The 22,388-nt window shown below is 40.1% G+C and carries 27 protein-coding genes; 11 read left to right on the forward strand and 16 right to left on the reverse strand.

Features of this window, described 5'->3' with window-relative positions; translation table 11 throughout:
* The first annotated feature begins 28 nt into the window (after positions 1-28).
* Positions 29-961 carry a restriction endonuclease gene (locus JMI88_RS15800; RefSeq protein WP_201362890.1) on the forward strand — a complete coding sequence of 311 codons (933 nt, stop codon included), beginning with the start codon at positions 29-31 and terminating at the stop codon, positions 959-961.
* 314 nt (positions 962-1,275) lie between these two features.
* Positions 1,276-1,593: a hypothetical protein gene (locus JMI88_RS15805; RefSeq protein WP_201362891.1), complete on the forward strand. Its 318-nt coding sequence runs from the start codon at positions 1,276-1,278 to the stop codon at positions 1,591-1,593.
* Positions 1,594-1,690: 97 nt separating this feature from the next.
* On the opposite strand, the gene JMI88_RS15810 is transcribed toward JMI88_RS15805, so the two are convergent.
* The 3 genes from JMI88_RS15810 to JMI88_RS15820 form a co-directional block, all read right to left on the reverse strand.
* Entirely contained in the window at positions 1,691-2,251 is a 561-nt protein-coding gene (locus JMI88_RS15810; protein WP_201362892.1) for a recombinase family protein, read from the reverse strand.
* Positions 2,252-2,272: 21 nt separating this feature from the next.
* Positions 2,273-2,470, reverse strand: a complete 198-nt coding sequence (locus JMI88_RS15815; protein ID WP_201362893.1) for a hypothetical protein — start codon at positions 2,468-2,470, stop codon at positions 2,273-2,275.
* A gap of 317 nt (positions 2,471-2,787) precedes the next feature.
* Complete coding sequence (locus JMI88_RS15820; protein WP_201362894.1) at positions 2,788-3,513, reverse strand: hypothetical protein; 726 nt, start codon at positions 3,511-3,513, stop codon at positions 2,788-2,790.
* A gap of 245 nt (positions 3,514-3,758) precedes the next feature.
* Here JMI88_RS15820 and JMI88_RS15825 point away from each other — a divergent pair, with 245 nt between their 5' ends.
* A complete protein-coding gene (locus JMI88_RS15825) occupies positions 3,759-4,070 on the forward strand; it encodes an HU family DNA-binding protein (protein WP_201362895.1) in 312 nt (103 codons plus the stop codon).
* Between the two features lie 514 nt (positions 4,071-4,584).
* On the opposite strand, the gene ilvA is transcribed toward JMI88_RS15825, so the two are convergent.
* Positions 4,585-5,922, reverse strand: a complete 1,338-nt coding sequence (ilvA, locus tag JMI88_RS15830; RefSeq protein WP_201362896.1) for a threonine ammonia-lyase — start codon at positions 5,920-5,922, stop codon at positions 4,585-4,587.
* 413 nt (positions 5,923-6,335) lie between these two features.
* Between ilvA and JMI88_RS15835 the strand changes: the two genes are divergently transcribed.
* The 3 genes from JMI88_RS15835 to JMI88_RS15845 all read left to right on the forward strand — a co-directional run bounded on the left by JMI88_RS15835 (position 6,336) and on the right by JMI88_RS15845 (position 10,168).
* Positions 6,336-6,590, forward strand: a complete 255-nt coding sequence (locus JMI88_RS15835) for a hypothetical protein (RefSeq protein WP_201362897.1) — start codon at positions 6,336-6,338, stop codon at positions 6,588-6,590.
* Positions 6,591-7,110: 520 nt separating this feature from the next.
* On the forward strand, positions 7,111-9,186 hold the full coding sequence (locus JMI88_RS15840; RefSeq protein WP_201362898.1) for a KAP family P-loop NTPase fold protein: 2,076 nt from the start codon (positions 7,111-7,113) through the stop codon (positions 9,184-9,186).
* Positions 9,187-9,286: 100 nt separating this feature from the next.
* On the forward strand, positions 9,287-10,168 hold the full coding sequence (locus tag JMI88_RS15845; protein ID WP_201362899.1) for a restriction endonuclease: 882 nt from the start codon (positions 9,287-9,289) through the stop codon (positions 10,166-10,168).
* Positions 10,169-10,617: 449 nt separating this feature from the next.
* Here the strand turns inward: JMI88_RS15845 and JMI88_RS15850 are convergent, their stop codons facing one another.
* Positions 10,618-11,010 carry a hypothetical protein gene (locus JMI88_RS15850; RefSeq protein WP_201362900.1) on the reverse strand — a complete coding sequence of 131 codons (393 nt, stop codon included), beginning with the start codon at positions 11,008-11,010 and terminating at the stop codon, positions 10,618-10,620.
* 288 nt (positions 11,011-11,298) lie between these two features.
* On the opposite strand from JMI88_RS15850, the gene JMI88_RS15855 reads away from it, so the two are divergent.
* Positions 11,299-12,327 carry a hypothetical protein gene (locus tag JMI88_RS15855; RefSeq protein WP_201362901.1) on the forward strand — a complete coding sequence of 343 codons (1,029 nt, stop codon included), beginning with the start codon at positions 11,299-11,301 and terminating at the stop codon, positions 12,325-12,327.
* Positions 12,328-12,534: 207 nt separating this feature from the next.
* Here JMI88_RS15855 and JMI88_RS15860 read toward each other — a convergent pair whose 3' ends face one another.
* The 4 genes from JMI88_RS15860 to JMI88_RS15875 all read right to left on the reverse strand — a co-directional run bounded on the left by JMI88_RS15860 (position 12,535) and on the right by JMI88_RS15875 (position 15,369).
* A complete protein-coding gene (locus JMI88_RS15860) occupies positions 12,535-13,890 on the reverse strand; it encodes a hypothetical protein (RefSeq protein ID WP_201362902.1) in 1,356 nt (451 codons plus the stop codon).
* Between the two features lie 215 nt (positions 13,891-14,105).
* Positions 14,106-14,441 carry a hypothetical protein gene (locus tag JMI88_RS15865; protein WP_201362903.1) on the reverse strand — a complete coding sequence of 112 codons (336 nt, stop codon included), beginning with the start codon at positions 14,439-14,441 and terminating at the stop codon, positions 14,106-14,108.
* Between the two features lie 141 nt (positions 14,442-14,582).
* Complete coding sequence (locus JMI88_RS15870) at positions 14,583-14,837, reverse strand: DUF5647 family protein (protein WP_201362904.1); 255 nt, start codon at positions 14,835-14,837, stop codon at positions 14,583-14,585.
* Between the two features lie 82 nt (positions 14,838-14,919).
* Positions 14,920-15,369, reverse strand: coding sequence for a DUF7718 family protein (locus JMI88_RS15875; protein WP_201362905.1), 450 nt, complete (start codon positions 15,367-15,369; stop codon positions 14,920-14,922).
* Positions 15,370-15,529: 160 nt separating this feature from the next.
* On the opposite strand from JMI88_RS15875, the gene JMI88_RS15880 reads away from it, so the two are divergent.
* Positions 15,530-15,859, forward strand: coding sequence for a hypothetical protein (locus tag JMI88_RS15880; RefSeq protein ID WP_201362906.1), 330 nt, complete (start codon positions 15,530-15,532; stop codon positions 15,857-15,859).
* Positions 15,852-16,211, forward strand: coding sequence for a hypothetical protein (locus JMI88_RS15885; protein ID WP_201362907.1), 360 nt, complete (start codon positions 15,852-15,854; stop codon positions 16,209-16,211). The genes JMI88_RS15880 and JMI88_RS15885 overlap by 8 nt, the downstream gene beginning before the upstream one ends.
* A gap of 136 nt (positions 16,212-16,347) precedes the next feature.
* Here the strand turns inward: JMI88_RS15885 and JMI88_RS15890 are convergent, their stop codons facing one another.
* The 5 genes from JMI88_RS15890 to JMI88_RS15910 form a co-directional block, all read right to left on the reverse strand.
* Complete coding sequence (locus JMI88_RS15890) at positions 16,348-16,830, reverse strand: hypothetical protein (RefSeq protein WP_201362908.1); 483 nt, start codon at positions 16,828-16,830, stop codon at positions 16,348-16,350.
* Between the two features lie 12 nt (positions 16,831-16,842).
* Positions 16,843-17,847, reverse strand: a complete 1,005-nt coding sequence (locus JMI88_RS15895) for a caspase family protein (protein ID WP_201362909.1) — start codon at positions 17,845-17,847, stop codon at positions 16,843-16,845.
* A gap of 352 nt (positions 17,848-18,199) precedes the next feature.
* On the reverse strand, positions 18,200-18,622 hold the full coding sequence (locus JMI88_RS15900; protein WP_201362910.1) for a TIR domain-containing protein: 423 nt from the start codon (positions 18,620-18,622) through the stop codon (positions 18,200-18,202).
* A gap of 225 nt (positions 18,623-18,847) precedes the next feature.
* A complete protein-coding gene (locus tag JMI88_RS15905) occupies positions 18,848-19,165 on the reverse strand; it encodes a pepsin/retropepsin-like aspartic protease family protein (protein WP_201362911.1) in 318 nt (105 codons plus the stop codon).
* A 44-nt stretch (positions 19,166-19,209) separates the two neighbouring features.
* On the reverse strand, positions 19,210-19,401 hold the full coding sequence (locus tag JMI88_RS15910) for a hypothetical protein (RefSeq protein ID WP_201362912.1): 192 nt from the start codon (positions 19,399-19,401) through the stop codon (positions 19,210-19,212).
* 154 nt (positions 19,402-19,555) lie between these two features.
* On the opposite strand from JMI88_RS15910, the gene JMI88_RS15915 reads away from it, so the two are divergent.
* Positions 19,556-20,692 (forward strand): ATP-binding protein, encoded by a 1,137-nt coding sequence (locus JMI88_RS15915; protein ID WP_201362913.1) that lies wholly within the window; start codon positions 19,556-19,558, stop codon positions 20,690-20,692.
* 162 nt (positions 20,693-20,854) lie between these two features.
* On the forward strand, positions 20,855-21,484 hold the full coding sequence (locus tag JMI88_RS15920) for a hypothetical protein (protein ID WP_201362914.1): 630 nt from the start codon (positions 20,855-20,857) through the stop codon (positions 21,482-21,484).
* Positions 21,485-21,491: 7 nt separating this feature from the next.
* Here JMI88_RS15920 and JMI88_RS40700 read toward each other — a convergent pair whose 3' ends face one another.
* Both JMI88_RS40700 and JMI88_RS15930 read right to left on the reverse strand, forming a co-directional pair.
* Positions 21,492-21,701 (reverse strand): DUF433 domain-containing protein, encoded by a 210-nt coding sequence (locus JMI88_RS40700; protein ID WP_201362915.1) that lies wholly within the window; start codon positions 21,699-21,701, stop codon positions 21,492-21,494.
* Positions 21,702-21,773: 72 nt separating this feature from the next.
* Positions 21,774-22,067 carry a hypothetical protein gene (locus JMI88_RS15930; protein WP_201362916.1) on the reverse strand — a complete coding sequence of 98 codons (294 nt, stop codon included), beginning with the start codon at positions 22,065-22,067 and terminating at the stop codon, positions 21,774-21,776.
* Positions 22,068-22,388: the final 321 nt, after the last annotated feature.

Below are 22,388 nucleotides of genomic sequence, written 5' to 3' on the forward strand. Positions count from 1 at the left end.
AAGCATTTGCAGTTCATAGGAGAAACTGATGGCTGATTGGGATATGTTAATAGCTGAAAGTAAAAAATTAGAAGAAACAGCAAGCCAAATACAGCAAGGAGAAACAATCGGGCTGCCGCAAGAGGCAATAAGACAGCTTTCTTATGATTATCAAGTATGGTTGAGTAAATGTTTATCGGTATTGCCACAAGATCTGAAAGATAAATTTCGTTCAGATTATGAAGGAAGTTTCTTAGTCGCGAAAATCAAAAAGTTCCTAGAATCTGCTACAGAGCCCTTTCCTTTCTATACCAAAGACGAAAACGGGAAACAATTCTTTTCCTATTGGACATATCCATACCAACAGAATTTTTATCCATATATAAACAGTCAACGACAATTATTGTTGGAAGCCAAAGAGCGAGAGCAAAATCAGGCTTTTTCACCAGAGGAAATAGCAGATAATGCCTGGAATAAAACCATACAAAGAATATTTAAGGTGTTTATTGAGAAAGCGGAAAATGCAAAGACAAATCACGAGAAAAAATTAACCTATGAATATTTAGGTATCTTCTTGATAGGAGCCATTGATGGTTTAACAGTTATTGGCCATGACGAGCGAGGAGTGTCTGAAGAAATTGATTTATGGGTCTCTAACGAATCAACCCATCCTTTTTGGCAACGTATACCAGCAGCTTTTATTGTTGAATGTAAAAATTGGGGGGCCCCAATCGGAGTGCCAGAGTTAAGAACATTAAGTGCCATCATGAGTGATAAAAATATACCATTTTCCATTTTGCTGACGAAAAATGGTATAACTGGTGATAGAAACCATGATGCTGGTGATATAATACGCAATGCTTTTAGGGATAAAAAATATATTCTTGTACTTACTCAGGCCGATTTACTAGAGATTGCAAATGGCATGCATCCAACAGAAAAAATTAAGCAGAAATACTTTGATTTGACCATGAGTAGTTAAAATACGCTTGCCTGTTGTTGCATGATTGTTCGTTTTTGCCTCATTTCCAGACGGGAGAACGCAGGTGGAGTACCTCGAAGTGAAGAGTAAGTCTATTCTCAGAGAGCGTACCTGGCTTCGCATAATAATCCATTATGCGAACCAGCTGCTTGACTTCCGCGCTTGTGATCTGCTACAAGTGGTTCAATAGAATCAAAAATTTCACCGATTATATGAACCAATTTTTGCCAAATTTTGTTATTGTGTCCATTAGCGAGAAAGTGTAATGACGCATCATTTTTGTCAATATGCTCGTATGATATAATCCCTCTACCATGCAGCAGTTTACGAAACACAACGTATTTATTCTTCCGCATGCGCAGGAGTATCAGAACCTCTATAGCATTGCTATTACTGATGTGCTAACCTGTCTGAACGCACCGGATAAAAAGGAAGGATTAACCACGGATCATTATACGGCAGAGAAAACATTTGATAAGTACAGCCTCTATATTTATTATTACGTGACGTTGCCATTGAGGAGCAGGGGAGACAGTGATGTCTATGCTGTGGTTGATTTTATTGGCTTTAGCGAGTCCGAAGCATCTTCCCGGCGGAAAAGTCAGCCGGATAACGAACATGGTTCTGTTTGACGATCCCGCGCTGAACAGGTACAGTATCATCGTTTTTTTCTGCGCCCTCTACCAGGCCTCTGCTACAATCATCACTGTCTCTTCTTTATCGCTGGATTCATTTCATCTTAAGATAACGGTACAAGGTTGCCCGGGAGATATGCAAGGTGGTACAAATATCGTCAATGCTATTTGTTTTATCGGCATAGAGTTTTTTGGCCATTGTCACTTTTGACGATGCACTTGTAAGCTGCGGTCTTCCCCCTGACCTGCCCCGTGCTCTGGCAGCTTCCAGTCCGGCAAGTGTGCGTTCTTTAATCAGGTTTCGTTCAAATTCAGCCAAAGCGCCGAAGATGTGAAACACAAGCTGCCCAGTGGCTGTTGTCGTATCAATATTTTCGGTAATGCTTTTGAACGCAATGGTTTGTTCCTGCAGTTTTGTGACGGTTTCGATCAGATGCTTGAGCGATCGGCCTAAGCGGTCCAGCCGCCAGACCACCAGGGTATCGCCTGAGCGAAGATGTGTCAGCGCTTGTGTGAGTCCAGTGCGTTCGGCTTTGGTGCCAGTGATCTTATCGGTATAGATATCCTGTTCCAGACAGCCGGCTTTAAGGAGAGCGTCACGTTGTAAATCGAGGTTTTGTTCGTTCTTGGAGACTCGCGCATAACCGATAAGCATAGCTTTATTCTGCCTGAAGTTTTAGAAGATTGCCAACTGCCCCTGTTTTTTTTGCTCGCGGCGTCGGTAGTGTAAGCCTAACACAGCTTTGTACAACACCCGCGCCAGCAAAAACACCTGGTCAATTTCTTCTGCTTTGGGAACTCGGCCGAGTTCATCATGCAGAGCCACCGCGATCTTCGCTTTTAATAACTTTTTCTTCTGTTCCGGGGTTGTCATGTGTTAAACGTATCAGAAACTCACTCACTTGTCAAGAATGATATTTTGATTTGTGAGACGGTTTTTTAAGACAACCCACTGGTGGTGGTGCCAAGAGGTCAAACAGCGCGTCAACAGCTGCTTTGTGGCTCTGTACTCGGTTTTTAGTACAGCGTGCAAAAGTGGCGCCGCGTGCTTGTCTTATCAAACGACCGTTTTCTGAGACAACTACCGCCAGCCTCCAAAGGAAGTAACAAGAATCAGGTGAACTTATACGGTAACGGTGCAAAATGCGAAAATCATTTTCCAAGTTAGGTATTGATCTTCTGCTCTCTTTACTACTTTAAAGGAGTCGCCGTAGGAGCCACGTCTTGATTATAAACCTCCAGACTTGATGCAATTTTGAGGAAGAGATTTCGATATGCTTTATACACATCAGAAGGGGCTTGACAAAAAATAGTAAAGATTATATTACCGTCTTCAGCTTGAGCGACCTGTTCCATAAAAGACATTTGCTTTCCATTGATCTGGTATTCGTACTCAAATCTCTCTCCAGGGATTTCTTGTACTTCCTTATCCCCATTTTGCATAAATGTTGTCATCTGTATATCGGAAGGAGTTTCGTCTTGTAGCAGGTGATAATGAGGATGTGATCGAGCATCTTTCAGTTCGGCTGAAATTTCATCTTCCATTGACGGGTATGCTACTGCATAGCCTCCAGAGCCCGACACTGTTACTTTTGTATTATTTGGATCAACATATCTGGCGCCATCGCTATTAGTTGGATCATATCGTAACCAGTTAGCAGGATGTTGAAAGTTAAAGCCAAAACGCGGATAGGAATCTGAGATCAGCGCAACATCAACTGATGTTGGTGTTGGATGAAGCCACAGTTTTGAAATATTGCCGGGTATATTTCCAAGGCTTCCTGTGAGATTATCGAAACCTATTATGAGAGCAACCAAGCAAGTGAGTACGACAATTACCGGATTTTTCTTAATTTTTTCAATCATTCGCTCAATTCGGGTCTTATCTTCCTTCTCAGATGAAGCCTTTTGCTCCATAGTTCACCTTCCTTGCTTCCTCAGCTCGCTACTCAGAGCATATCTCTCTAATAAACTCAGCATGCCATAAGAATTAGCCCGCGAATTCTCTGTTCAATGCATATTCTCCATACAAAAGCACATTGCTACTCTGTTACCGCTCCTCTTAAATTCACGTGTTGTGCAACCTTAAAAAACGAACGTTTTTTAAGACAGGATACTATCCCACAGTAGCCAAACCGCCTCTTGACAACGACCAGCCGTTTGTGTACGCTAAATTCGTCATGAACAAAAGAGACTTTATTAAACACCTCGCGAAAACCTATCGCCGCTCTCAGCGCCACTACGACACTGCCATCACGGAAATTTTTGAGGGGCTGCAAGAAAAATTAGCAGCTGGCAAAGAAGTCTCCTTTCTTGGCTTTGGCACGTTTTACACCCGCCAGCACAAAGGCGGCAAAGGCCTCAACTTCAAGACCAAACAACCGGTGGAATATAAAGCGCTGAGACAAGCTGCCTTTCGACCCGGCAGTCTCCTCAAACAAGCGGTCAGACGTAAAAAGGGCTTATTTCGGTAAAGCGTTTCCTCCCCACAGCAAAAAAAGCACAGAAGGTGTGCTCTTTCACAATCTGCTCTTGCTTTCTTTTCAGGATGACCTTTCCGATACGACCGGAAGCCGAAACCTCGCTGCTCTATACGCACCTGACTGAGACCGATGTCAGGGAGCTACTGGAACAGACAAGTTTCTGAAACAGAAATCCGGAAACTATACGATCCTAAAGCCGCCCAAAGCCCTGCACCAGGCAACGCTGGATAATATGGCTCTCGTGCCAGCATCCCTGCTTGTTAATAAAGATAAATACCAGACAATAGCAAACAACCTTCCCAAAGGTGGAGTCCTCATTTGTGAGACACCACAAAAGCCGCGAATCAGCCGACTTCTGTCTCAGGTCGCATTAAATCTTAAGGAAAAGGGACATATGGTTCGTATTCTTACATACTCGCTACTGGTGTAGGTATACCTGCAGCTTCCCTTTCTGATGCCCAGGTTATTATCATAATTAATTTTTGCTAAATCACGTAAAGGCGTTTTATTCTAACAGAAAAGGAGCACGGATAAATTCTATATCTGAAACGTCCTCCACGCTTTTTAATTTTGAGAAAACATCCGACGCATGAATTTGATCTCGTGTCTCTAAAGTCAAGATTAATTCTAATTCAGGATTAGCCCACCTACGCAAAATATGGGTTTGTGTAATATGACGAATATTAGCCTGAGATTTATTAACATTCTCTAGTAAAGCTAAAAGTGAATTAGGTTTATCTTTCATGTTAATTTTGAAAACAGCGGTTCGCCATTCTTGAATCAAGGCTGTCTCGATCATATTGCCAACCTTATCCATATCCACATTACCGCCGGAGAGCACCACAACGACGTTCTTTTCTACAAAAAAGGATTTCTGCTCTGGAAACGAATCAAGGTGTAGAAGCGCGGCAACACCAACAGCACCAGCACCTTCTACTACAAATTTACATCGCTCTTGAAGCAGAAACATAGCACGAATAATCTGCATCTCATCAACTGTAATGATCTGATCTACATACCTGTATTTTCCCAGATATTTGTGCATGATTTCAAATGGAATTTGACCAATTTTTCTCACCTTAATACCATCGGCAATAGTTTCTCCTTGAGAAAGAAGGACAGGCTCCATTTCATTCCATGCTGCTCTAGCCGCGGCACATTGAGCTGCTTGAACGCCAATAACGTTGATTTCTGGCCTCTGTTCTTTGACCGCAATAGCAATACCAGAGATCAATCCACCTCCACCAACTGGAACGAGAATAGTGTCTACATTAGAGCCTGGTTCTAAAATTTTAGAGGCTTGCTCCAATATTTCTAGTCCTATTGTCCCTTGTCCAGCAATCACATAGCGATCATTAAAAGCCTCAATGTACTCTTTATTTTCATCTTTTGCTTGTTTTCTTGCAAACGATGCGGCTTTGTCATATGTATTTCCATGCAACTCAGTTTTAGCACCATAGCTTTCTGTCGCTTTTTGCTTAGCTTTGGGAGCATTTTCCGGCATAAAAATGGTACAGGGTTTGATATTCAATTTTTTTGCGGCAAGAGCAACCCCCTGTGCGTGATTTCCTGCTGATGCAGCGATTATTCCTCTCTCCTTTTGCTCTTCTCTCAAATGAGAAAGTTTGTTAAGCGCACCACGGATTTTAAACGAACCAGTTTTTTGCACATTCTCTGTTTTGAGTAGTACTCTTTTAGCATTACAAGATTCCCTTATAAAATTTGACTCGTCAAGCAATGTTTGATTAATATGATCCTTAATAACTTCTTTTGCTTCGTAGATATCATTCAATGTAGGAGGTATATTACAATTCTGTTCCTGCTCCGCATGGTACTGAGACATCGTAGTTCCTCACTTTTCTTGTTTCCAAAAAGATGAGCACTTTTAGGTTCTCTTTATCTGCTTATTTATCTGTCTATCGCCAGGATAAGTTTTAACCTTTAGCACAACAATTAAGAGAACGAATTTATATCTCATAGGAGGTGTACTATTATCAACAATAAAAGAGCTTATATAGAGATAACTGTACATGAAACTAATAGAATAAATTAGTAGTTGACATTATCCTATAGATGTGCTAGTGTATTCATACGTTATGAAAACACAAAATAAATTAACATCTACTACAACTGACTCTTAATGGGAGGTTGTAGTTTTTGTGGTAAATAGACCTCCCAAGTAGGGAGGTTTTTTGTGGCAAAAATTAATTATGAAAAATATTCTTATGAAACTTATTATGGAAGGAGGTGAAAAATATGAATAAAAAGGAAGATAGACTATTATCCATGATAGAGCTTGAAAAAGGGATGGATCAATTCAAAAGATATATAAATGGAGAATTTGATTCTAGGCAATTTTACAGAAATAAACCAGACTGGGAATTTCATAGACGACCAGGCTATGAGGTTGAGAAGAAAGATGAACCAGACTGGGAATTTCATAGACGGCCCGGTTTTGTATTTGAGAGAGGGCCAGCCAAAAAGTCTGAGAAAAAAGACGGGGAAGTATGACAGATAAAAAGCTCATAAAAACATATTGGTGGCGTAGATTTACGCTACAGTATCTCGCTTTTCAGTTGAGAACTTCTCTAACACAGAGCCACCTTGCCCATCAGGATTTTACAGGGGGTATCAGAGACCGAGCAGAATGATGTGGATCAATATATGCTTTATAGATCACCTGCCTATACTCATCGCATAAAGCAATCGCAAGAGCATAAGGATATTCAGGCAAATCAAAAAGATATCTGGCTATTTTTGGGAAACGCACCCAAAAGGTAAAATAAGCAATTTGCTACGAAAGCAGCCTGTCTCCATATACATCTTCTAGGTAATTTGTCCTAACTTCTCTTTTATCCTGTACATATTGTTGTTAGAATGATATATTCTTCATAATCATTCATATTGATACATAATAAGGTTCTATCAATCATAGAAAAGTGAGTCTCAGGCACAACTAAACTTTAAGAATCAGATATATCGTATTTTCTTCATAAAGCAACAAAATATGAGAAGAGGTTAAATAGAAACCGTGATTCCAGATAATCCAATCTCAACTAAAGACAAAGATTTGCTTCATCGTTATCCATTAGCTAGCCGTATAGCAGGAGTGATAAATCGATTTGAGGGCGATGAAAGCCTAGTTATTGGCATTGAAGGGGAATGGGGATCAGGAAAGACTTCTTTTATTAATATGATTTTAGATGACTTGAGAACACCAAAAATATTATCAATAAAATTCAATCCTTGGAATTTCTCCGATCAAAACGAGCTTATTAAAGATTTTTTTGACTCTCTCATTGATGCTTTAAAAGAAACTGACGAAAGCGATACGAGAGCGCAAAAAATAAAAGGATATGCATCAAAACTTTTAAAGCAAAGTGAAATAACACTTGCACCGGAATTTTCAGCTCTTGGCATTGTAAATTTTAAATTAGGAGATGTCCATAAGTTCGGTGGCGAAGACCCCTTGGAAAAACAAAAGGAAAGTATCAATAAGCTTCTTAAAGAACTTGGCAAGCGAATAGTTATCGTCATTGATGATATTGACCGACTTGATAGCCACGAAACAAGACTCGTTTTTAAGCTGGTGAAAATGACAGCAAACTTTGCAAATACAATTTTTCTGCTTGCCTATGATAAAGGGAAAGTATGTGAGCGGATAAATGAGAAGGGTATCAGAGGAGATGAATATCTCAAGAAAATAATACAGGTTAGCTTCACTTTGCCAAAACCAGATACGCAGGACTTGTTCGATATACTAACCAGCGATATTGAAAAGACAATACAAGAATTTGATGAGAAGCATTGGGATAATGAACGATGGAGGAATCTATTTTATTCTAGCTTTAAAAGCTTTTTTCCAACCATCAGGGATATTAAACGGTACATTAGCAGCATGCAACTCGATCTGGAAATAATAGGTCATGAAGAGGTCAACCCTATCGATTTTCTTGGGATCGAGGTAATTAGAGTATTTGCGCCGGAAGTTTATATGGCTATGGCCGATGAAAAACAGGTGTTTACATCGACAGATAACGTATCCTTTGGACATAACGAGTATAGAAATGAGAGGAAAAGGGTATTTGAACAGATACTTGCAGAAAAATCGCCTCAAGGAACTTCTGATGGACTTGGTAAATTGATTAAGCAACTGTTTCCGCAGGTGAATAGCCTTTATACGAACCACTATTACGGTCATGAGCAACAACAATATTGGAGAAAACAGCTGTATGTATGTGCTACAGATATTTTTGATAAATATTTTTCTCTTTCGATTTCATCAAGCACACTTTCAGAAAAAAAGCTGAAAGATTTGCTGGCAACCATTAACGATAGAGCTGCGTTTACAGAAAACCTGAGAAGATTCCAAGAAGAAGGTAAACATCGGCTCGTTCTCAATAGGTTACTCGACCATCTAAACACCTTGTCCGACCAGCAAAGGGGAAACTTGGTTATCAGTGTTTTTGACTTTTCCGATGGGGTAAAAAACAGGAAACGCGGATTATTGGATTCAGACTCCCAAGCAGAGTATATTGGTTATCAGGTGCTGAAGCAAATTGCACCACATAAGCGAGTAGCATTTTTAACTGAGATTCTGACCTCAACAAAAAGACTTTCTTCTTCGATCCACCTTATCGGATGGGTAAATCATGCAATTGAAAGGCAGGAGAAAAAAGAAGTCATAGAAGAATTATTATTGAATAAAGAAGATACAGACAGACTTAATGAGATTTGTGTTGATAGAATAAAAATTACTGCAAAAGACGGAACGCTTCTCACAGAGAAAAACTTGCTTGACATACTTTATGAATGGAAAGCATGGGGGTCGGAGGCGGAGGTAAAAGAGTACGTTGCTGAGATGATCAAAACAGCTGCCGGACTCCTGGCGCTACTGAGAGGATTTGAATGGGAGGCCATGTCTCAAACTTTCGGTAGTTTTGTTGCTAAAAGCGAGAGAAAAATCAACAAAAGGGCCTTGATGGACTTTACTAATATTGAAGAATTAGATAAAAGGATACATAGGTTAAATGAGAATGAACTTCGTTATGAGGAAAGAACACTAATAAAAATTTATAATGATTCTTCTGCAGACACATTTGGTTGAGATTAAGTTATGCTATTTATCGTCAGTATGCACTTATGTCTGCTCTACTCTCTTAGAGTTGGATTATATTAACCCCAACATTGAAGATTACTAGTTCTGAATGATTGGAAAATTTACAATGCCACGGACCAAATCACAGGTAAAAGGAGATGCCCTTGAAAAGGCTGTCCAGTTAATTGAAACATGTATTTTAGGTGCTAATCCGGCGACAAAAGAGGCAATCGTCACCATTGAGCCAAAGAAAATCGTAGTCATCAATGGCGTAAAGCATGAAATCGACATCTATATTACTATCGACTATGGCAAAGGATATAAAGCGATCTTTATTTTTGAGTGTAAGAACTGGACTAAAAAAGTCGATAAGGATGAAATTATCGTCTTCTCTAAGAAAGTAGAGGTTGTGCGGGCACAAAAAGGCTACTTTATTGCCAAAAGTTTTACTAAAGATGCAGAAGCCCAGGCAAACCAAGATGGAAGGATCGAACTTCTCATCGCAACTGAAGAACTCGATACTTCTACCTCGGTGTTCGCAAACTTTCATATTTTATTAAATACGGATGTAAACTCACAGTCAGAATTTATGCTGCGACCCGACGAAATCTTCAAGCCAGGTATCCTTACTGAGGAAACTTTCGTGCTCTATAACGGTGAACAACTGCTGCTCAAGATATTGAACGAGCGAATAAGGCAAAAACTTATTAATGAGACTATGCAGGCTGTACCAGCTCATGTCATTGTCCCGGACAACTGTTCCTACAAGAGAACAAAGTCATTGATCTTTCAACCCAATGAGCTGATTATTGAAGGCCAGGAATATTTCCGATTAGATATGACGGTAACCTGGAAGACACGCATAATTCGTCCTCCGATTGTCTCCAAATTTGATATCAAAACACGTGGCAGAGTGATAACGTATGACACAGGTAAAATTCCGTCTGTTGGAAACATACAAGTTTCATTTGTAGAGCCTTTTAATGAATGAATGCGTTTGTTGGCCTTGCCATTTTAGAATAGCAAAAGTCGTTGAAGAACCACGTGTTGTGTTAAGAGGATCTCCTTGAGGCCTTCTCCAATTTAACTCAACTGATTATTCTGACTTTTGTCTCCAAAGGCAAATATCAAACGATTACAACGAACCTTTCTTGAGGTGGTGGACTGCTGTGTGCAACTCCACAAAAGCCGCGGATTGCAAAAATACTTTTGCAGGTTGCTCGGTTTCTGCGGGAAAAAGGTCATACTGTACGGATACTGCCATATTCTGTAATGGTATAGATAAAAATGGAACTTGGTTACAGATGCGCTGACTAAATTGCAAAATGTGAGGGGAATATACCAAAAACGCTTTTGAAAAGGATAACATACACATTCACTTGAAAACAGATAGGGTGCTTGATACGAGAGTAAACACGATTATGGTTGCTTCGACCGCCCTCATTTGCTTCTCTTTTGCTGTAAAAACTCGGCTCGCAGCTCCCGCCGAAAGGCTACATCTCTTTGAATCTGTTCAAAGACGGCCTCCAGCTTCTCCTGCGTGTAACGGCTGAGAATTTCTTCTCGCACTTGTTTGTAAATCGGTATGATTTCTGCTGGTAAGCATTTACTCCCAACAATTTCGGTTGCTGCATTGTATTTGATTGCCGCACGCTGCTCGTCAAATGTGGTTATTGAGGTTTGCACTCTTGGGATGGTTTTGCTGAAGTGATCACCAGTAAGGATCTCTTGCACTTGCAGTCGGATCAAGAGCGAGCGCCTTTGGGCTGCGACCTTCGCTAGCCTTTCGATATCAAACCAGCGCCACATTAACTTTTCTTCGCCTGGTGTCATACTGCTCTCCTTTCTTTGAAACGCTGAGGCTGCTCAAAAAGTAGCCATCCTTATATTGTACTATCTTTCCTTACACTGTCTCATATTTGTGAGACGCCACAAAAGCCAGGGATTTTATGAATCATAAAACGGGTCGCAGCACTGCTTGAGGAGAACGGGCATAGTGTGTTTATTTTGCCATCTATTCTACACCTATAATTGCCTGAATATATCAGGCTCTGTATTTTAGAAGGCTGATATCGATAGTAAAGAATATAACCGCGTATCAAGAAAACCAGGAGTGGGACTATGATTTTTTTAATTCTTTTAGCGATACTTTTTTTTATACTTCTCATTCTTTTTACCGTATGGATAAATCACATAGTTACGCTCCAACAAGGCGTTCAACTGAATGAAAACACTCCATCATTAAGACTACCGCAAGCTTTAAGATTACCGAGCGATGTCCCCAGTTCAGCAAAAGCGCCAGCGATATCACCAACTCCCCAAATTCATCAAAAGGAAGATCAGTACTCGGGAGTATTTGATGCTATTCAGCGAGTTTATCAGAAATCCGCTCGAACGATAGCCATAGAACTGATTCAGACGATTGAAAGAAAATTTCGTATTACCTACCCGGTAAGAACATATATTAATCAACCTTCAGAATTAAAAGTTTCTATAAGCGCTGAGGATGGTAAATTACCTGCCCTAACCAAGAAAGAGCAAGAAGCTTCAAATAAAGGTGATATGTTGAAGTTTTTAGCAACTGAAGAAGAACCACTTATTCAAGTTGAGTTGCTGTTTACAAAAGAGGAATTCAGCATAAATATAACCAAACAAGTAAAAAAACTTGAGAAATCTAAATTGATCGAATTTTCCTTTCTGGTAAAACCGCTGAAAGCCGAAGCGTGTATCCTGGCGGTTCGTATTTCCTACCTCCCTCGTATTCCTTTATATCAAGAATTGGAGCAGGTGGAGAGAACACAAGAGCAGATTGAACGGACAGTTGTTGACAAAACTAGCCAATCCCAGAACGGAAAAACTGAAGAGCATGTGGAGCAAGTAACAACAAATTATACTAGAGTAAATGCAGTAGAATTAAAAACAGAGCAGATACAAATTAAAGTAAAGAGTCTTTTTGGTTTAAATACTGCAGAATTAACTTTTTGCAAGACTGCACTCAGCATCATATTGACGTTGATTTTATTGATCATTGCCTATATCACCAAGCATGTAGGCGGAATAGATACTATTGTACTTGGGGTAGCAAGTATTGCATACATATTTGGTATTCCTGCATATGATGGCATCGCAAGCTCTTTTAAGCCAAAGTAGCCTCTGAGATAAGGGTATCACCGAGATTTGTCCGTAAACCAGGCACGAACACATTAATCCGTATGAACACTATACATTCAATGCCCAGCAGGAGATAAAAGGATTAAGGCCACTCCGTCATCCGTAACTTACGATTTTAAAGATCGACGTTTTTTTCTCAATTACTACCGGAAGGCCAAGAAGTGGAGAGTGAGGTGAGGAGATTTTTTAGTGGTCGTATTTCCAGGCGTTTGGACCTTTGTATTCTTGGGAAGCAGGTGATTGGGCGCCGGTGTAGCCTTGGCTGTAGGAAGGGTATTGTTCTTCTATTTTTTTAAGTTCTTCTTCGATTTGGGCTTCGGTGATGGTGTCGTTCGGGTTTCTATCCGAATAAGATAATTGCGGGTTCAGATCTCCACTGTTACTGAGAGTTTGCGGGTCAAATTTGGGTTGGCCTTCAAGGATTTGGGTATCGTTTGAGTATTCGTCTTCTTTCCCAGCGGAGATTTCAGGGGAGAGGTGTTCTGCTTGGGCTTGGGGATTGGAGTCTTTTTTGTTTTCCAGTTCAGAGATGTCTATTGGGATTAAATGCAGCATTCCTTTGAGGCAATTAACGAAGTAATCGAGGTCGGGATGAAATTTTTCTACATATTCTTTCTGATATCTATAATTTAATCCATTAATTTTTAATAATGTAAATTTTCCATGATCACCTTGATTAGGATCAAACGTATATATTGTTTTGGGTTTAAGGCTATGTTTTTCTGAGAATAACGACCTTCCTGACCAAAATTCAATTTGGGGCATATGCATTACATCCCCAAGATCAAGTACTACAGCTGTTGCTCCTGAATAGTATAAATTTGAAAAACTTGTTTTTCTTGCTTTTTGGAGTAAATCATCTAGATCTTTTTTTTCTTCGTCCGATTGCATTCTACTGGAATCAGCAATAATTGGATCACTATATATATTTTTATGTTTATTATTAGCATCAATTACAAATGGAGAAAAATCAAAGTGAGCTGCATCAGGAACATTACTTGAATCTCCAGCAGAATGTTGTACGAGTGCAATTTTAGCTATTTTTCCTGTGTTTTCATATAAGTATACTCTTAATTCTGGCGTATCTACATTGTATGTTTCATAATGAGATATATTTTTTTTGAGATATTGTGTGTATATATCTACTAATAGTTTATTTTCGTTGTTTTTCTCATTATTTTTTTTAGAAGTTCTTTTTCCAATTCGAGTATTAAATTCTACTATATATTGGTCTGGTTCCTGTGGTGTTCCAATCTTTGAAGTTAATATTCTTTTTCGTTTTTTTAGAAATCCAGATTTAGGTTCTCCATATCGTTGTTTATATACATCATAAGCATAGCTTTCCAGTTCTGTGACATATGGGTTTGGTTCTACTTCAGGAGCAGGATCAAGGACTTCATTTATTCTGCTTCTTAAAATATCAATGTTAGTTCCGATTTCTTGTTTTGTATGAGTGATATTTTCAATGCGGGCGGTGCCATGAAGTTTATATACAACAGGTTTTCTTTCGTTAGCTGAAGTACTTTGTATTGGTTGTTTCATCTCTTGTTCTTGCATGCTCATGTTGAGCATATTATACATCAGATCGGCTTATAGTCAAGGGGGTGAGTGAATGATTAAGTGTGGAAGAGCAGATTTTGGGCGGCTTGTAGTTTAGGGGGAGGATTAACAGAGCAGGGGATAGTCAAAAATAGCCGTACTGGGCCATGAAAATACTTTTAGATTGGTTGATGGTTAGTGAATAAACCAAAAGCTCTCTATTCTCCAGTGTCCCATGGAGCTTTATATTCATAATGAATTCTTAGCCTCTGCCGAGCGATCTTACGCAGTTCAGTTGTAAATAAGTCCTTATATTCTGGCTTTAGTATGAGAGCCTCAGCGGAAAGATCCAGCCTTCCGATGTCACAGAGCTTAGTCAGGCCATAAGGGATATCATCAGACTCTATTAAATTTTTGGCAGCTTGCACTGCACCATAATCTTCTATGTATTGCCTAAAAATATGCGCGTTATAGTGATGCTTTTGCAAAGGAATGCTATAGCTATTCCACATATCCTTCTCAAAGCGTGATGTGACTTCTTTAAGGCTTGACATGAATTCTAAACCTCCAAATATATATTATTTTCCAGATAGCAATAATGGTACTTAATGCTTTTACCTTGTGTCAAGACAATGTATAAGGCCTTTAGTAATGGAAGGTCTACATACAGCTTTCCTTCCTGATGCGTATGGAAGTTATAAAACAGGAGTCAATCTCCAGGGATTCTCTGCATCCTTTGTTTCTTGTGCTTTAATAACCGTTTTTCCCTCTTTTTTTAATCCTTCAATTAGCTTTTCATTTTCTTGATTGATGGTTGTATCCGTTGCAGAGAAGGCAACATAGGACACATTCTTTGGTAAATTTCCTGTTGCTTCAGGGTGTGCAACAATATAATCAGCAAGCTTTTCTGCCAGCTCTAAATTTTTTTCTACTTGTTGTTGCTTACTCATAGTGGTGTCATAGTATAGCACATTTATTCAATAAGCGATAATAATACCGTAATAGTAGCGTAATAGAAACACTATTCATCTGTCAACTATCGGTCAGGTTGTTTCGCTTAAAATACGCTGCCCGATGATACCACCAGTTTACCTTGATGTCTTCGATTGCCCATCTGAGTAAACTCTCCGATTGCCCGCTGATATTCAGAGGGGTGACAACGTCTGCTTCTGGATGAGAGATGCTTCCTATGAGGTGACGATGAAAGCCATGCGCATTATCGTAGCGGAGAATCGTTACCCATTTCTGGTTGAGAAATATCTCATACGATACATCGGTGACATCAATAATTTTATATTTGTCGTCTTGTTTGTAGACATACGTAATTCTATCTTCGGGTGACAAGGGGATACCTGCTTTGATTTCTTGTGTAGAAGCTCGTCGTTTTAGCTGTTTGTAATAGTTTCTCTTTGACCTTATTTTCTTCTGTTTTATTCCCATAGTGAAAGCAGCAATGCCCGAAGCATCTGTATCCCGAAGCATTATAGCTGTTCGCGTTTCCTACGACAAGATATTGTTTCACCTGCGTTGCTATAATTGCAGCTGTCACGAAACGCAGACTTGTATTACAATCAGGAAACTATGAGGATGGAAAATACTGCCAGCACTGCTCACGTACAAAAAGATCCAGAAAGAGAGGCACATGAATGACCTGGCTAAGCTGTCTGAGCTTCGAAGGCAGTATACAGACCTGGAAATAAGCCCTGACGCTATACAAGCATTTACTGATCACTACTTGGTTCTCCAGATCGCCCGCAGGCTGACGGACATTGCCGATCATCGTGATGGGATATGTAATATGCTGGAGATAGCAAGAAAGTTTATCGCTCAGAAACTTCAGGAGCCTCATCCGAAACGCTATGAACTCTGTCTGCATGTGCTGTTGTATCAACTTATGACGAGTTTGCTCATCAAAGCACAAGAAAGAAGAGTATCGACCGGACAAGCCGGAGGCATTTATCTGTTTGTATGACGTTGCTAACGGCATTGATAAGGCCCTTATGCTGCTTGTCTGTGTGCAGTATGAACTGCATGGAGCAAGCAATTACCGGCAATGGGCACAGAATACTGACCCCAATCGTTTCTACAAACCACCCGATGTGGATGAATATGTCTGGAGCAAACGAGAGAATTGGGCAAAGCGGGTGGTTCAGGCAATAGACCGCCTTAAGAAAGACCCCTCAGGCTTTTCTCTACTGGATGAGTCGGTGGCAGAAGTCCATGCGTACTATGAAACCAAGCTCAATGGCCGCTTAGTAATTGCGGGCGCTGAAATTGCCCAGAAGATCTATAAAGCACTCTATCCGCTTACGGAAGGTATCTAAATTGGCCTCGTGCCCCCTTGTTCACTAGAGAATATTACTACGACAAGAGCAAAGCGTACGAAATTTCTCCATTACTACTGGAAAGTCAAGCTGTGGTTGTTTAGCCCTGTTTGTTTAATTTCACCCAGTAGTCATATTAGAGCATATTCACCTTGTGAGTAATTGGATTTATATGCACGATATGTTTTTTATTTGAAAGAGCGTACTGCACGATATCACCTGTTCCACCCAATCCCTTTGCTGGAAGACCATCCCAAATAGCAAAAAGCATATCAGAACGCTGTACTACCTGTTTTCCAGCCTCATAAAACGCTGTTTCATTTGCCTTTTCAAAAGGCAGTGTTATCTGCGTAGAAGCGGTGCGTATCAATCCTTGATAGTGCGCAAGATCATTCCTATTCTGAAATGTTGTTTCATAATCATCACTTGGAATGATTGCCATATAAGGAATATTAGCTTTCCTCAAAATTTCTGCAAAGAGTTGATCTGCTCCAATAGCAAGAGATGTTATGCCAAAATCGACATGATATTGGTGGATAAGTTTGTCTACCACATCCCAAAGCCAAGTGATAGTGGCCTCAGATCCCAGATGTTGGTGTCCTGTTATGCCAATTTTCATTTATACTCTTTTCTAAATCTTATTGCTTTTTACGAGCATCCAATACTCTCGACCTCGTGGGGTAAGTTCAACAGTATGTGATCGTCTTGCTGTCCAATAGAAATGTTCGTTTGGGATTGAAGCTTTTAGCAAGCCTGCATTGCGGTATTCTTTAAATAACTGAGAAATAGCAAATTTCTCCTGATTTACAGGTTCATGAAAGTTACCATGTTCATCTTCTGGTTCATATTCCGGATCGAGACGATATTTATAATCTGGATGAGGAAAATGCTTCATGAGTTCATGAAGCTTGAGGCGTTCAATGAGCGGGGCACATTGACGAACCACAGTTACCGTCGTTGTATGAGATTTATATACCGGTCGCTGTTCCCAGGAACCGAAGCGACGTTCAGCATATGCATAGATTGATGGAGCAGTAACCCATCCTAAATGATCGGCAGCGCCTCCATTCAATGCATCAAGTAGAGCACTAGTGAAACGGCCATGTCCATTACCTTCCATGGCTGGCTGAGAAGCACGAGATGCTGCAATGACCGTCATATTCTCACGTACAACAGCAAGAGGGAGGCTGTCCCTTTGAGAATTCAATAACGTTGAATTTCCTATATTACCGCTGTGGCAACAATCCAGAATAATAAAAATGTCATGAGCCACTGAGTTGTCGGCGAGGTTCACTATTTCCTGCATCGGAACACCCCAATCATCTTCCCTGGCATCTGCAGTTACTATATATCCGCCATCTGAGGTTAAAACACCATGTCCAGAGAAATAGAACAGAACGTCACCCCTGAAGTCAGAGAACAATTCTTTGCATGCTTTGCGTAATGCAGCTCGACTAATAGGCTGCCCATTCTCCATAGTATTGACTAAGAGACGACAGTCATAGTTAGGAGTGTTGTCTTCATGCTTCTCAAGTAGAGAGGCTACTGATTTGGCATCAGCACCAGCAGCTTGAAGATCATTTCCAGGTAACAGATAATGATCAATTCCAATAATAAGTGCACGGCGAGGTAGCATATTGTCTATTATTCTTTCTAAGAAGTTGCTTTACAAATCATTCGTTACAACAGCTAGCCGATGGTCTTCTGAGTTATTATGACTTTGATGCTGTAAGCAGTGTCCGTCTGTATGAATACCGTTTTTAGCTTAACGGAGCGATTGGATGACCTTTGCTCCATTATTTTACCTTACCACTGTTTTATCCAGTTCCATACACTGCGCCAATAAGGTTGATCTCGTGTGCCTTTTGATCGACGGATAGATGATCTTTGCTTTGATTTCTGTACTACATGGCTTTTGCTACGTTGGCCCTGGCTTCTCTTTGCTGAAGTACTCTTCGGTAGAACTCTTTTATCACGATGGTCTATTACTACTTTGGGGTACTTGCGTTCTTTCCCTCCTGCATCATTTGGTCTACTGCGGCTGTAACATTAGGCCAAGTCCACTTAATCACACGGTTTGAGGGAAGCCCTGTGGGAAGATTACTGGATCTATTAGCGTCGTCAACATATACACCAAATACAGGGACGTTGTTAGCTTTTGCCATCTTGATTTCTTTTGCAACTCCTGTTGCACTCGCCATATATCTACCCACTAATACAATAACCATGTTGCATCTATTGATTTTATCTTCAATAAGCTTTTCCCATTGACTTTGAGGCAACGCAGATTTGGAAGACCAATCTGCTATTTCCCATGGTGTATCGGGATGTCGCCCCTGGCCGACAAAGAGGTTCCTCCATTTTTCATCGTGGTCAAAATCAAAACTGATGAATGCACGTGGAACAGTCATATTTTGCCTCCTGCTATTGCTATAGCTGCCTATATTTGTTGAGCTTTAACTGTGCTTAAGAAAATATATCACCTCATCCATTCTACGTATATGTACAGGCAGAAAATTAGGACGAATTACCTAGAAAATGTACATGAGTTGATTTCATAACTGGGGTTTTCTGAAAGCGATATAGAAGATTAGTTATATTTTCGAAAATCAATGCTTAGTTGCTGTTTATATGCTTCAAAGGTAATTTTTGCTCTCTGGAAGAGATCTGCTCGTGGAAAGAATACATTTGTACGGTGCAACTCCTTCAATAATATTGACCCTAAGCGGGAAAGAATGATCGAATACTTCTGCTGTGAGCTGGTTAAAAGCGTGGGAGCGAAAAGTGCCGCCAACTGAAAATCCACCCGACACCGGAAGCTTATCCCACTCAATACCCAGAGCTTCTGCAATAACGGTTGAAATAACAGCACCAGCAGCGCCGGAATCAACTAGGGCAAAGGTCGAAAAAGACTGATCCTTGTAAGCAAAAGTAACTGGCACTATGGGGGCCACAATAATTTTGCTTTTAATATCTGGAAGGGGGTTATAAGGAATCGTTATAAAGCAGATAGTTGATTTGTTCCCACAAAGTCACCGTATGCTTCACCTGCTGGGAAATAGTATACTTTCTCCTTGATACCTTTTACCTTTTCCATCACTTCTTTAAGCGATTTTCCTGAAATAACGACCTTACTAAAGTCCGCTGAAATTGCGACCCAGCCGGATTTATACTGTTTTAATAAGCTCACAAAATTAATTTTCTTCATAATATACGAATTAATAAAATATAGTATATTATCTCATATACCCATGAATACGAACAGGGGATCGTAATTGACTTAATTGCTTCTTGCATACTTCCGAAATTTCGTTTAATATTGGAAGTATACCTCCAATATTTATATGATTTACACACGAACAATCCAGTCAGAAATCGAAGCAAACCTGTTTCGAGGGAAAGTTGTTATTATTTATGGCGCTCGCAGAACCGGTAAAACAACTTTAAGCAAGATGTTATTGGAAAAATACTCTGATAGCAGTCGATATATTAACTGTGAACTTTTACAGAATCAACAAGCACTCTCCTCTACGAATAGTGAGCTGTTGAAAGCCTTTTTGGGGACTGCGCGCTTTGTCGTATTAGACGAAGCACAAGAAATCCCCGGGATTGGCAAAATTTTGAAGATTTTGGTAGATACATTCCCACAGTTGCAGATTTTAGCCACTGGATCATCCAGTTTTGATCTTGCCCAAACAATCTCAGAACCACTTACCGGAAGAACGCGACAATATACCTTGTATCCCTTATCGCTTGAGGAAGTCGTGACTGCTCATGACATGGTTATGGCACAAGCACGACTAGAAACCATCCTTCGGATGGGTCTTTATCCCAGCGTTTTTACCAGTAGTGGAGAGGATGAAGCACGGGAAGAATTGCATGATATTGCGAGTAAATACCTTTATAAGGATATTCTCAAATTTAAAGAACTCAAGCGGGCTGATATTGTCGTTAATCTTTTACAAGCCCTGGCTCTTCAGCTTGGGAATGAAGTTTCCTACTTTGAACTTGCGACCTTGCTGAAAGAAAACCACCATACCGTCCGTACTTATATTGAACTGTTAGAACAATGTTTTATTATTTTTCGTCTTCGTTCATTCAGCCGGAATCTCAGAAAAGAAATTGGCACTGCTTTTAAGGTCTATTTTTATGATCTGGGGATTCGCAATATGCTTATTAATAATTTTAACCCGCTTCGTATCCGAACAGACGTCGGAGCACTCTGGGAAAATTTTTGTGTGGTTGAGCGACTTAAGCGAAACCAGAACCATCGTCAATTTCCGAATACTTACTTTTGGCGAACTTACGATCAAAAGGAAATTGATTATTTGGAAGAAACTGGTGGAAAACTTCACGCTTTTGAGTTTAAATGGAGTAGTGGTGCTAAAGTAAAACAACCAGACGAGTTTTTTGCGACATATCCAGGTAGCACGTTTTCATTGATTCATAAAGATAATTGGCCTTCGTTTTTGCTCTCGTAATACTTTGCTATTCATCCACAAAAACCAAAAGCTAATGGTGTTGGTTTTTACTCTATAACTGCTAGTAGCAGCAGCTATATATAAGTAACATCCCCCTAGGTTTATGTATAAGCGGGGTGAGCTTACAGCTTTTTTCTGTCAGTGCTGCCATACTTCCTTCGTATGAGTAGCGCTGACAAAAAACAGCTTGCCAGCTTTCCACATTACTCTCTGGAATATCTCATTGAGCTCCTGGAGAACTTGACCCGTGAATACGGTGAAGTCTGGACTTATCAGGACTTTATCAAACCGCGTGCCTGGCCTGGCAGAGGCACAGCGTTTCGCTCAAGCTATTCGGTAAGTACCAAACGATTCAAGCAGAAGCTGGCTGATTGTCAGAGATTCGGGCTTCTGACTACCACCAATACGCAGCTTTGCCTTTCCAAACTGGCAATAACAATTCTTACCATGCCCACGATGGATGAGTGGACAGCAGCCAAGCAACACAGTGTCTTACGGATTGCGTTATTTAAAACTATGCTTTTGTTTATTTATGCCAGCCGTCGTACGCAGGCTTTTGATCTATACGACCTTGCTCCCTATGCCAGAAAGCACTTCGGCATCAAAATACACGATTTGAATTCCTTTCTCAACACTTTTTTCTTCTCTGCGTATTTTGCCGAACTGCTTACTACCGGACCCAGAGATCCAGATGCTATGCACTCAGAAGAAGCTTGCTTTCTCTATGTTAAGGGTTATCATAACCGGCCGGATACTGCCTTTGAGTGGCTTAAGCCACGAAGAGTAGCGTAACAGTCTTTTAGGAGCCGGAATACTTAATAGCTGCTTGAATATCATCATCCGTAAGATCAGGATATGCTTCTTTGATCTGCGTAAAATCATATCCATGCCCTAGTAAGTTCAAAATTAAAGACACAGGAATCCTCGTTCCTTTGATCACCGGTTTCCCGGCCAGGATGTGTGGATCTACGATGATACGGTTTTGATAGTGTATCTTTTTACCTGCCATAATAAATAAATTATATCAGGTCACCGCTTGGTTGCTTTTGGGCGGTGATATTGTTCTTCAAACAGACTTGAATTAGTAGGGTTTTTGTTTCCAGATCGAGGTGATCACTGGCTTTCCGGAGCGCTTATCTAAATAATAATAAATGCCAATAGCATAGCCGTTATATTTGCAAAGCATCATATTTGGTTTGACTACTTCTCCATGGCGGTAGACATCAGCAGCATCTTCTTCAGTTAACCCCCATTGCCTGGCTTTGGTGTAAAAGTTTCTGGTATAGTAAATACCCCTTGTCCACTGTGCTTTAGTCGGCAGGATTTGCTCTTCGGCAATTTTTAATAATTTAGCAAACTCAGAATATAATCCCATATTTACATCTAATTCTAAAAAAACAATAAAAATATGAATGTTATTTAGCTTACAAAGACAATAACATTCTAAAAAACCGGTGAAAACTTGTTTTTCTTAGCTTTATTTGAAATGACAAAAAACAGGGTGAAATAGGCAAGGAGGAACAGAAAAGCGCTTGTCGCATTGCTTCCGTAATCCTTGTCCTGTGAGGGGCAAAGCCTTTCTTGTAAATAAATAGGGTAGTTCTTGTTTCTTTATGATAGCGATTGACTGAGTAAGATACCATCTCTCTCTCTTTACAGTCTAAGTAGCTTTTTTGCTTAAATAGAAGTATATGAA

It is taken from the genome of Dictyobacter formicarum (assembly GCF_016587435.1).

Coding starts and splice junctions, on each gene's coding strand:
- JMI88_RS15820 (WP_201362894.1), bottom strand. CDS start 3,513: ATGGAGCAAAAGGCTTCATCTGAGAAGGAAGATAAGACCCGAATTGAG.
- JMI88_RS15800 (WP_201362890.1), top strand. CDS start 29: ATGGCTGATTGGGATATGTTAATAGCTGAAAGTAAAAAATTAGAAGAA.
- JMI88_RS15860 (WP_201362902.1), bottom strand. CDS start 13,890: ATGAAACAACCAATACAAAGTACTTCAGCTAACGAAAGAAAACCTGTT.
- JMI88_RS15865 (WP_201362903.1), bottom strand. CDS start 14,441: ATGTCAAGCCTTAAAGAAGTCACATCACGCTTTGAGAAGGATATGTGG.
- ilvA (WP_201362896.1), bottom strand. CDS start 5,922: ATGTCTCAGTACCATGCGGAGCAGGAACAGAATTGTAATATACCTCCT.
- JMI88_RS15855 (WP_201362901.1), top strand. CDS start 11,299: ATGATTTTTTTAATTCTTTTAGCGATACTTTTTTTTATACTTCTCATT.
- JMI88_RS15870 (WP_201362904.1), bottom strand. CDS start 14,837: ATGAGTAAGCAACAACAAGTAGAAAAAAATTTAGAGCTGGCAGAAAAG.
- JMI88_RS15895 (WP_201362909.1), bottom strand. CDS start 17,847: ATGCTACCTCGCCGTGCACTTATTATTGGAATTGATCATTATCTGTTA.
- JMI88_RS15850 (WP_201362900.1), bottom strand. CDS start 11,010: ATGACACCAGGCGAAGAAAAGTTAATGTGGCGCTGGTTTGATATCGAA.
- JMI88_RS15920 (WP_201362914.1), top strand. CDS start 20,855: ATGAGTAGCGCTGACAAAAAACAGCTTGCCAGCTTTCCACATTACTCT.
- JMI88_RS15930 (WP_201362916.1), bottom strand. CDS start 22,067: ATGGGATTATATTCTGAGTTTGCTAAATTATTAAAAATTGCCGAAGAG.
- JMI88_RS40700 (WP_201362915.1), bottom strand. CDS start 21,701: ATGGCAGGTAAAAAGATACACTATCAAAACCGTATCATCGTAGATCCA.
- JMI88_RS15815 (WP_201362893.1), bottom strand. CDS start 2,470: ATGACAACCCCGGAACAGAAGAAAAAGTTATTAAAAGCGAAGATCGCG.
- JMI88_RS15880 (WP_201362906.1), top strand. CDS start 15,530: ATGAATGACCTGGCTAAGCTGTCTGAGCTTCGAAGGCAGTATACAGAC.
- JMI88_RS15915 (WP_201362913.1), top strand. CDS start 19,556: ATGATTTACACACGAACAATCCAGTCAGAAATCGAAGCAAACCTGTTT.
- JMI88_RS15845 (WP_201362899.1), top strand. CDS start 9,287: ATGATTGGAAAATTTACAATGCCACGGACCAAATCACAGGTAAAAGGA.
- JMI88_RS15810 (WP_201362892.1), bottom strand. CDS start 2,251: ATGCTTATCGGTTATGCGCGAGTCTCCAAGAACGAACAAAACCTCGAT.
- JMI88_RS15900 (WP_201362910.1), bottom strand. CDS start 18,622: ATGACTGTTCCACGTGCATTCATCAGTTTTGATTTTGACCACGATGAA.
- JMI88_RS15875 (WP_201362905.1), bottom strand. CDS start 15,369: ATGCTTCGGGATACAGATGCTTCGGGCATTGCTGCTTTCACTATGGGA.
- JMI88_RS15805 (WP_201362891.1), top strand. CDS start 1,276: ATGCAGCAGTTTACGAAACACAACGTATTTATTCTTCCGCATGCGCAG.
- JMI88_RS15835 (WP_201362897.1), top strand. CDS start 6,336: ATGAATAAAAAGGAAGATAGACTATTATCCATGATAGAGCTTGAAAAA.
- JMI88_RS15890 (WP_201362908.1), bottom strand. CDS start 16,830: ATGAAAATTGGCATAACAGGACACCAACATCTGGGATCTGAGGCCACT.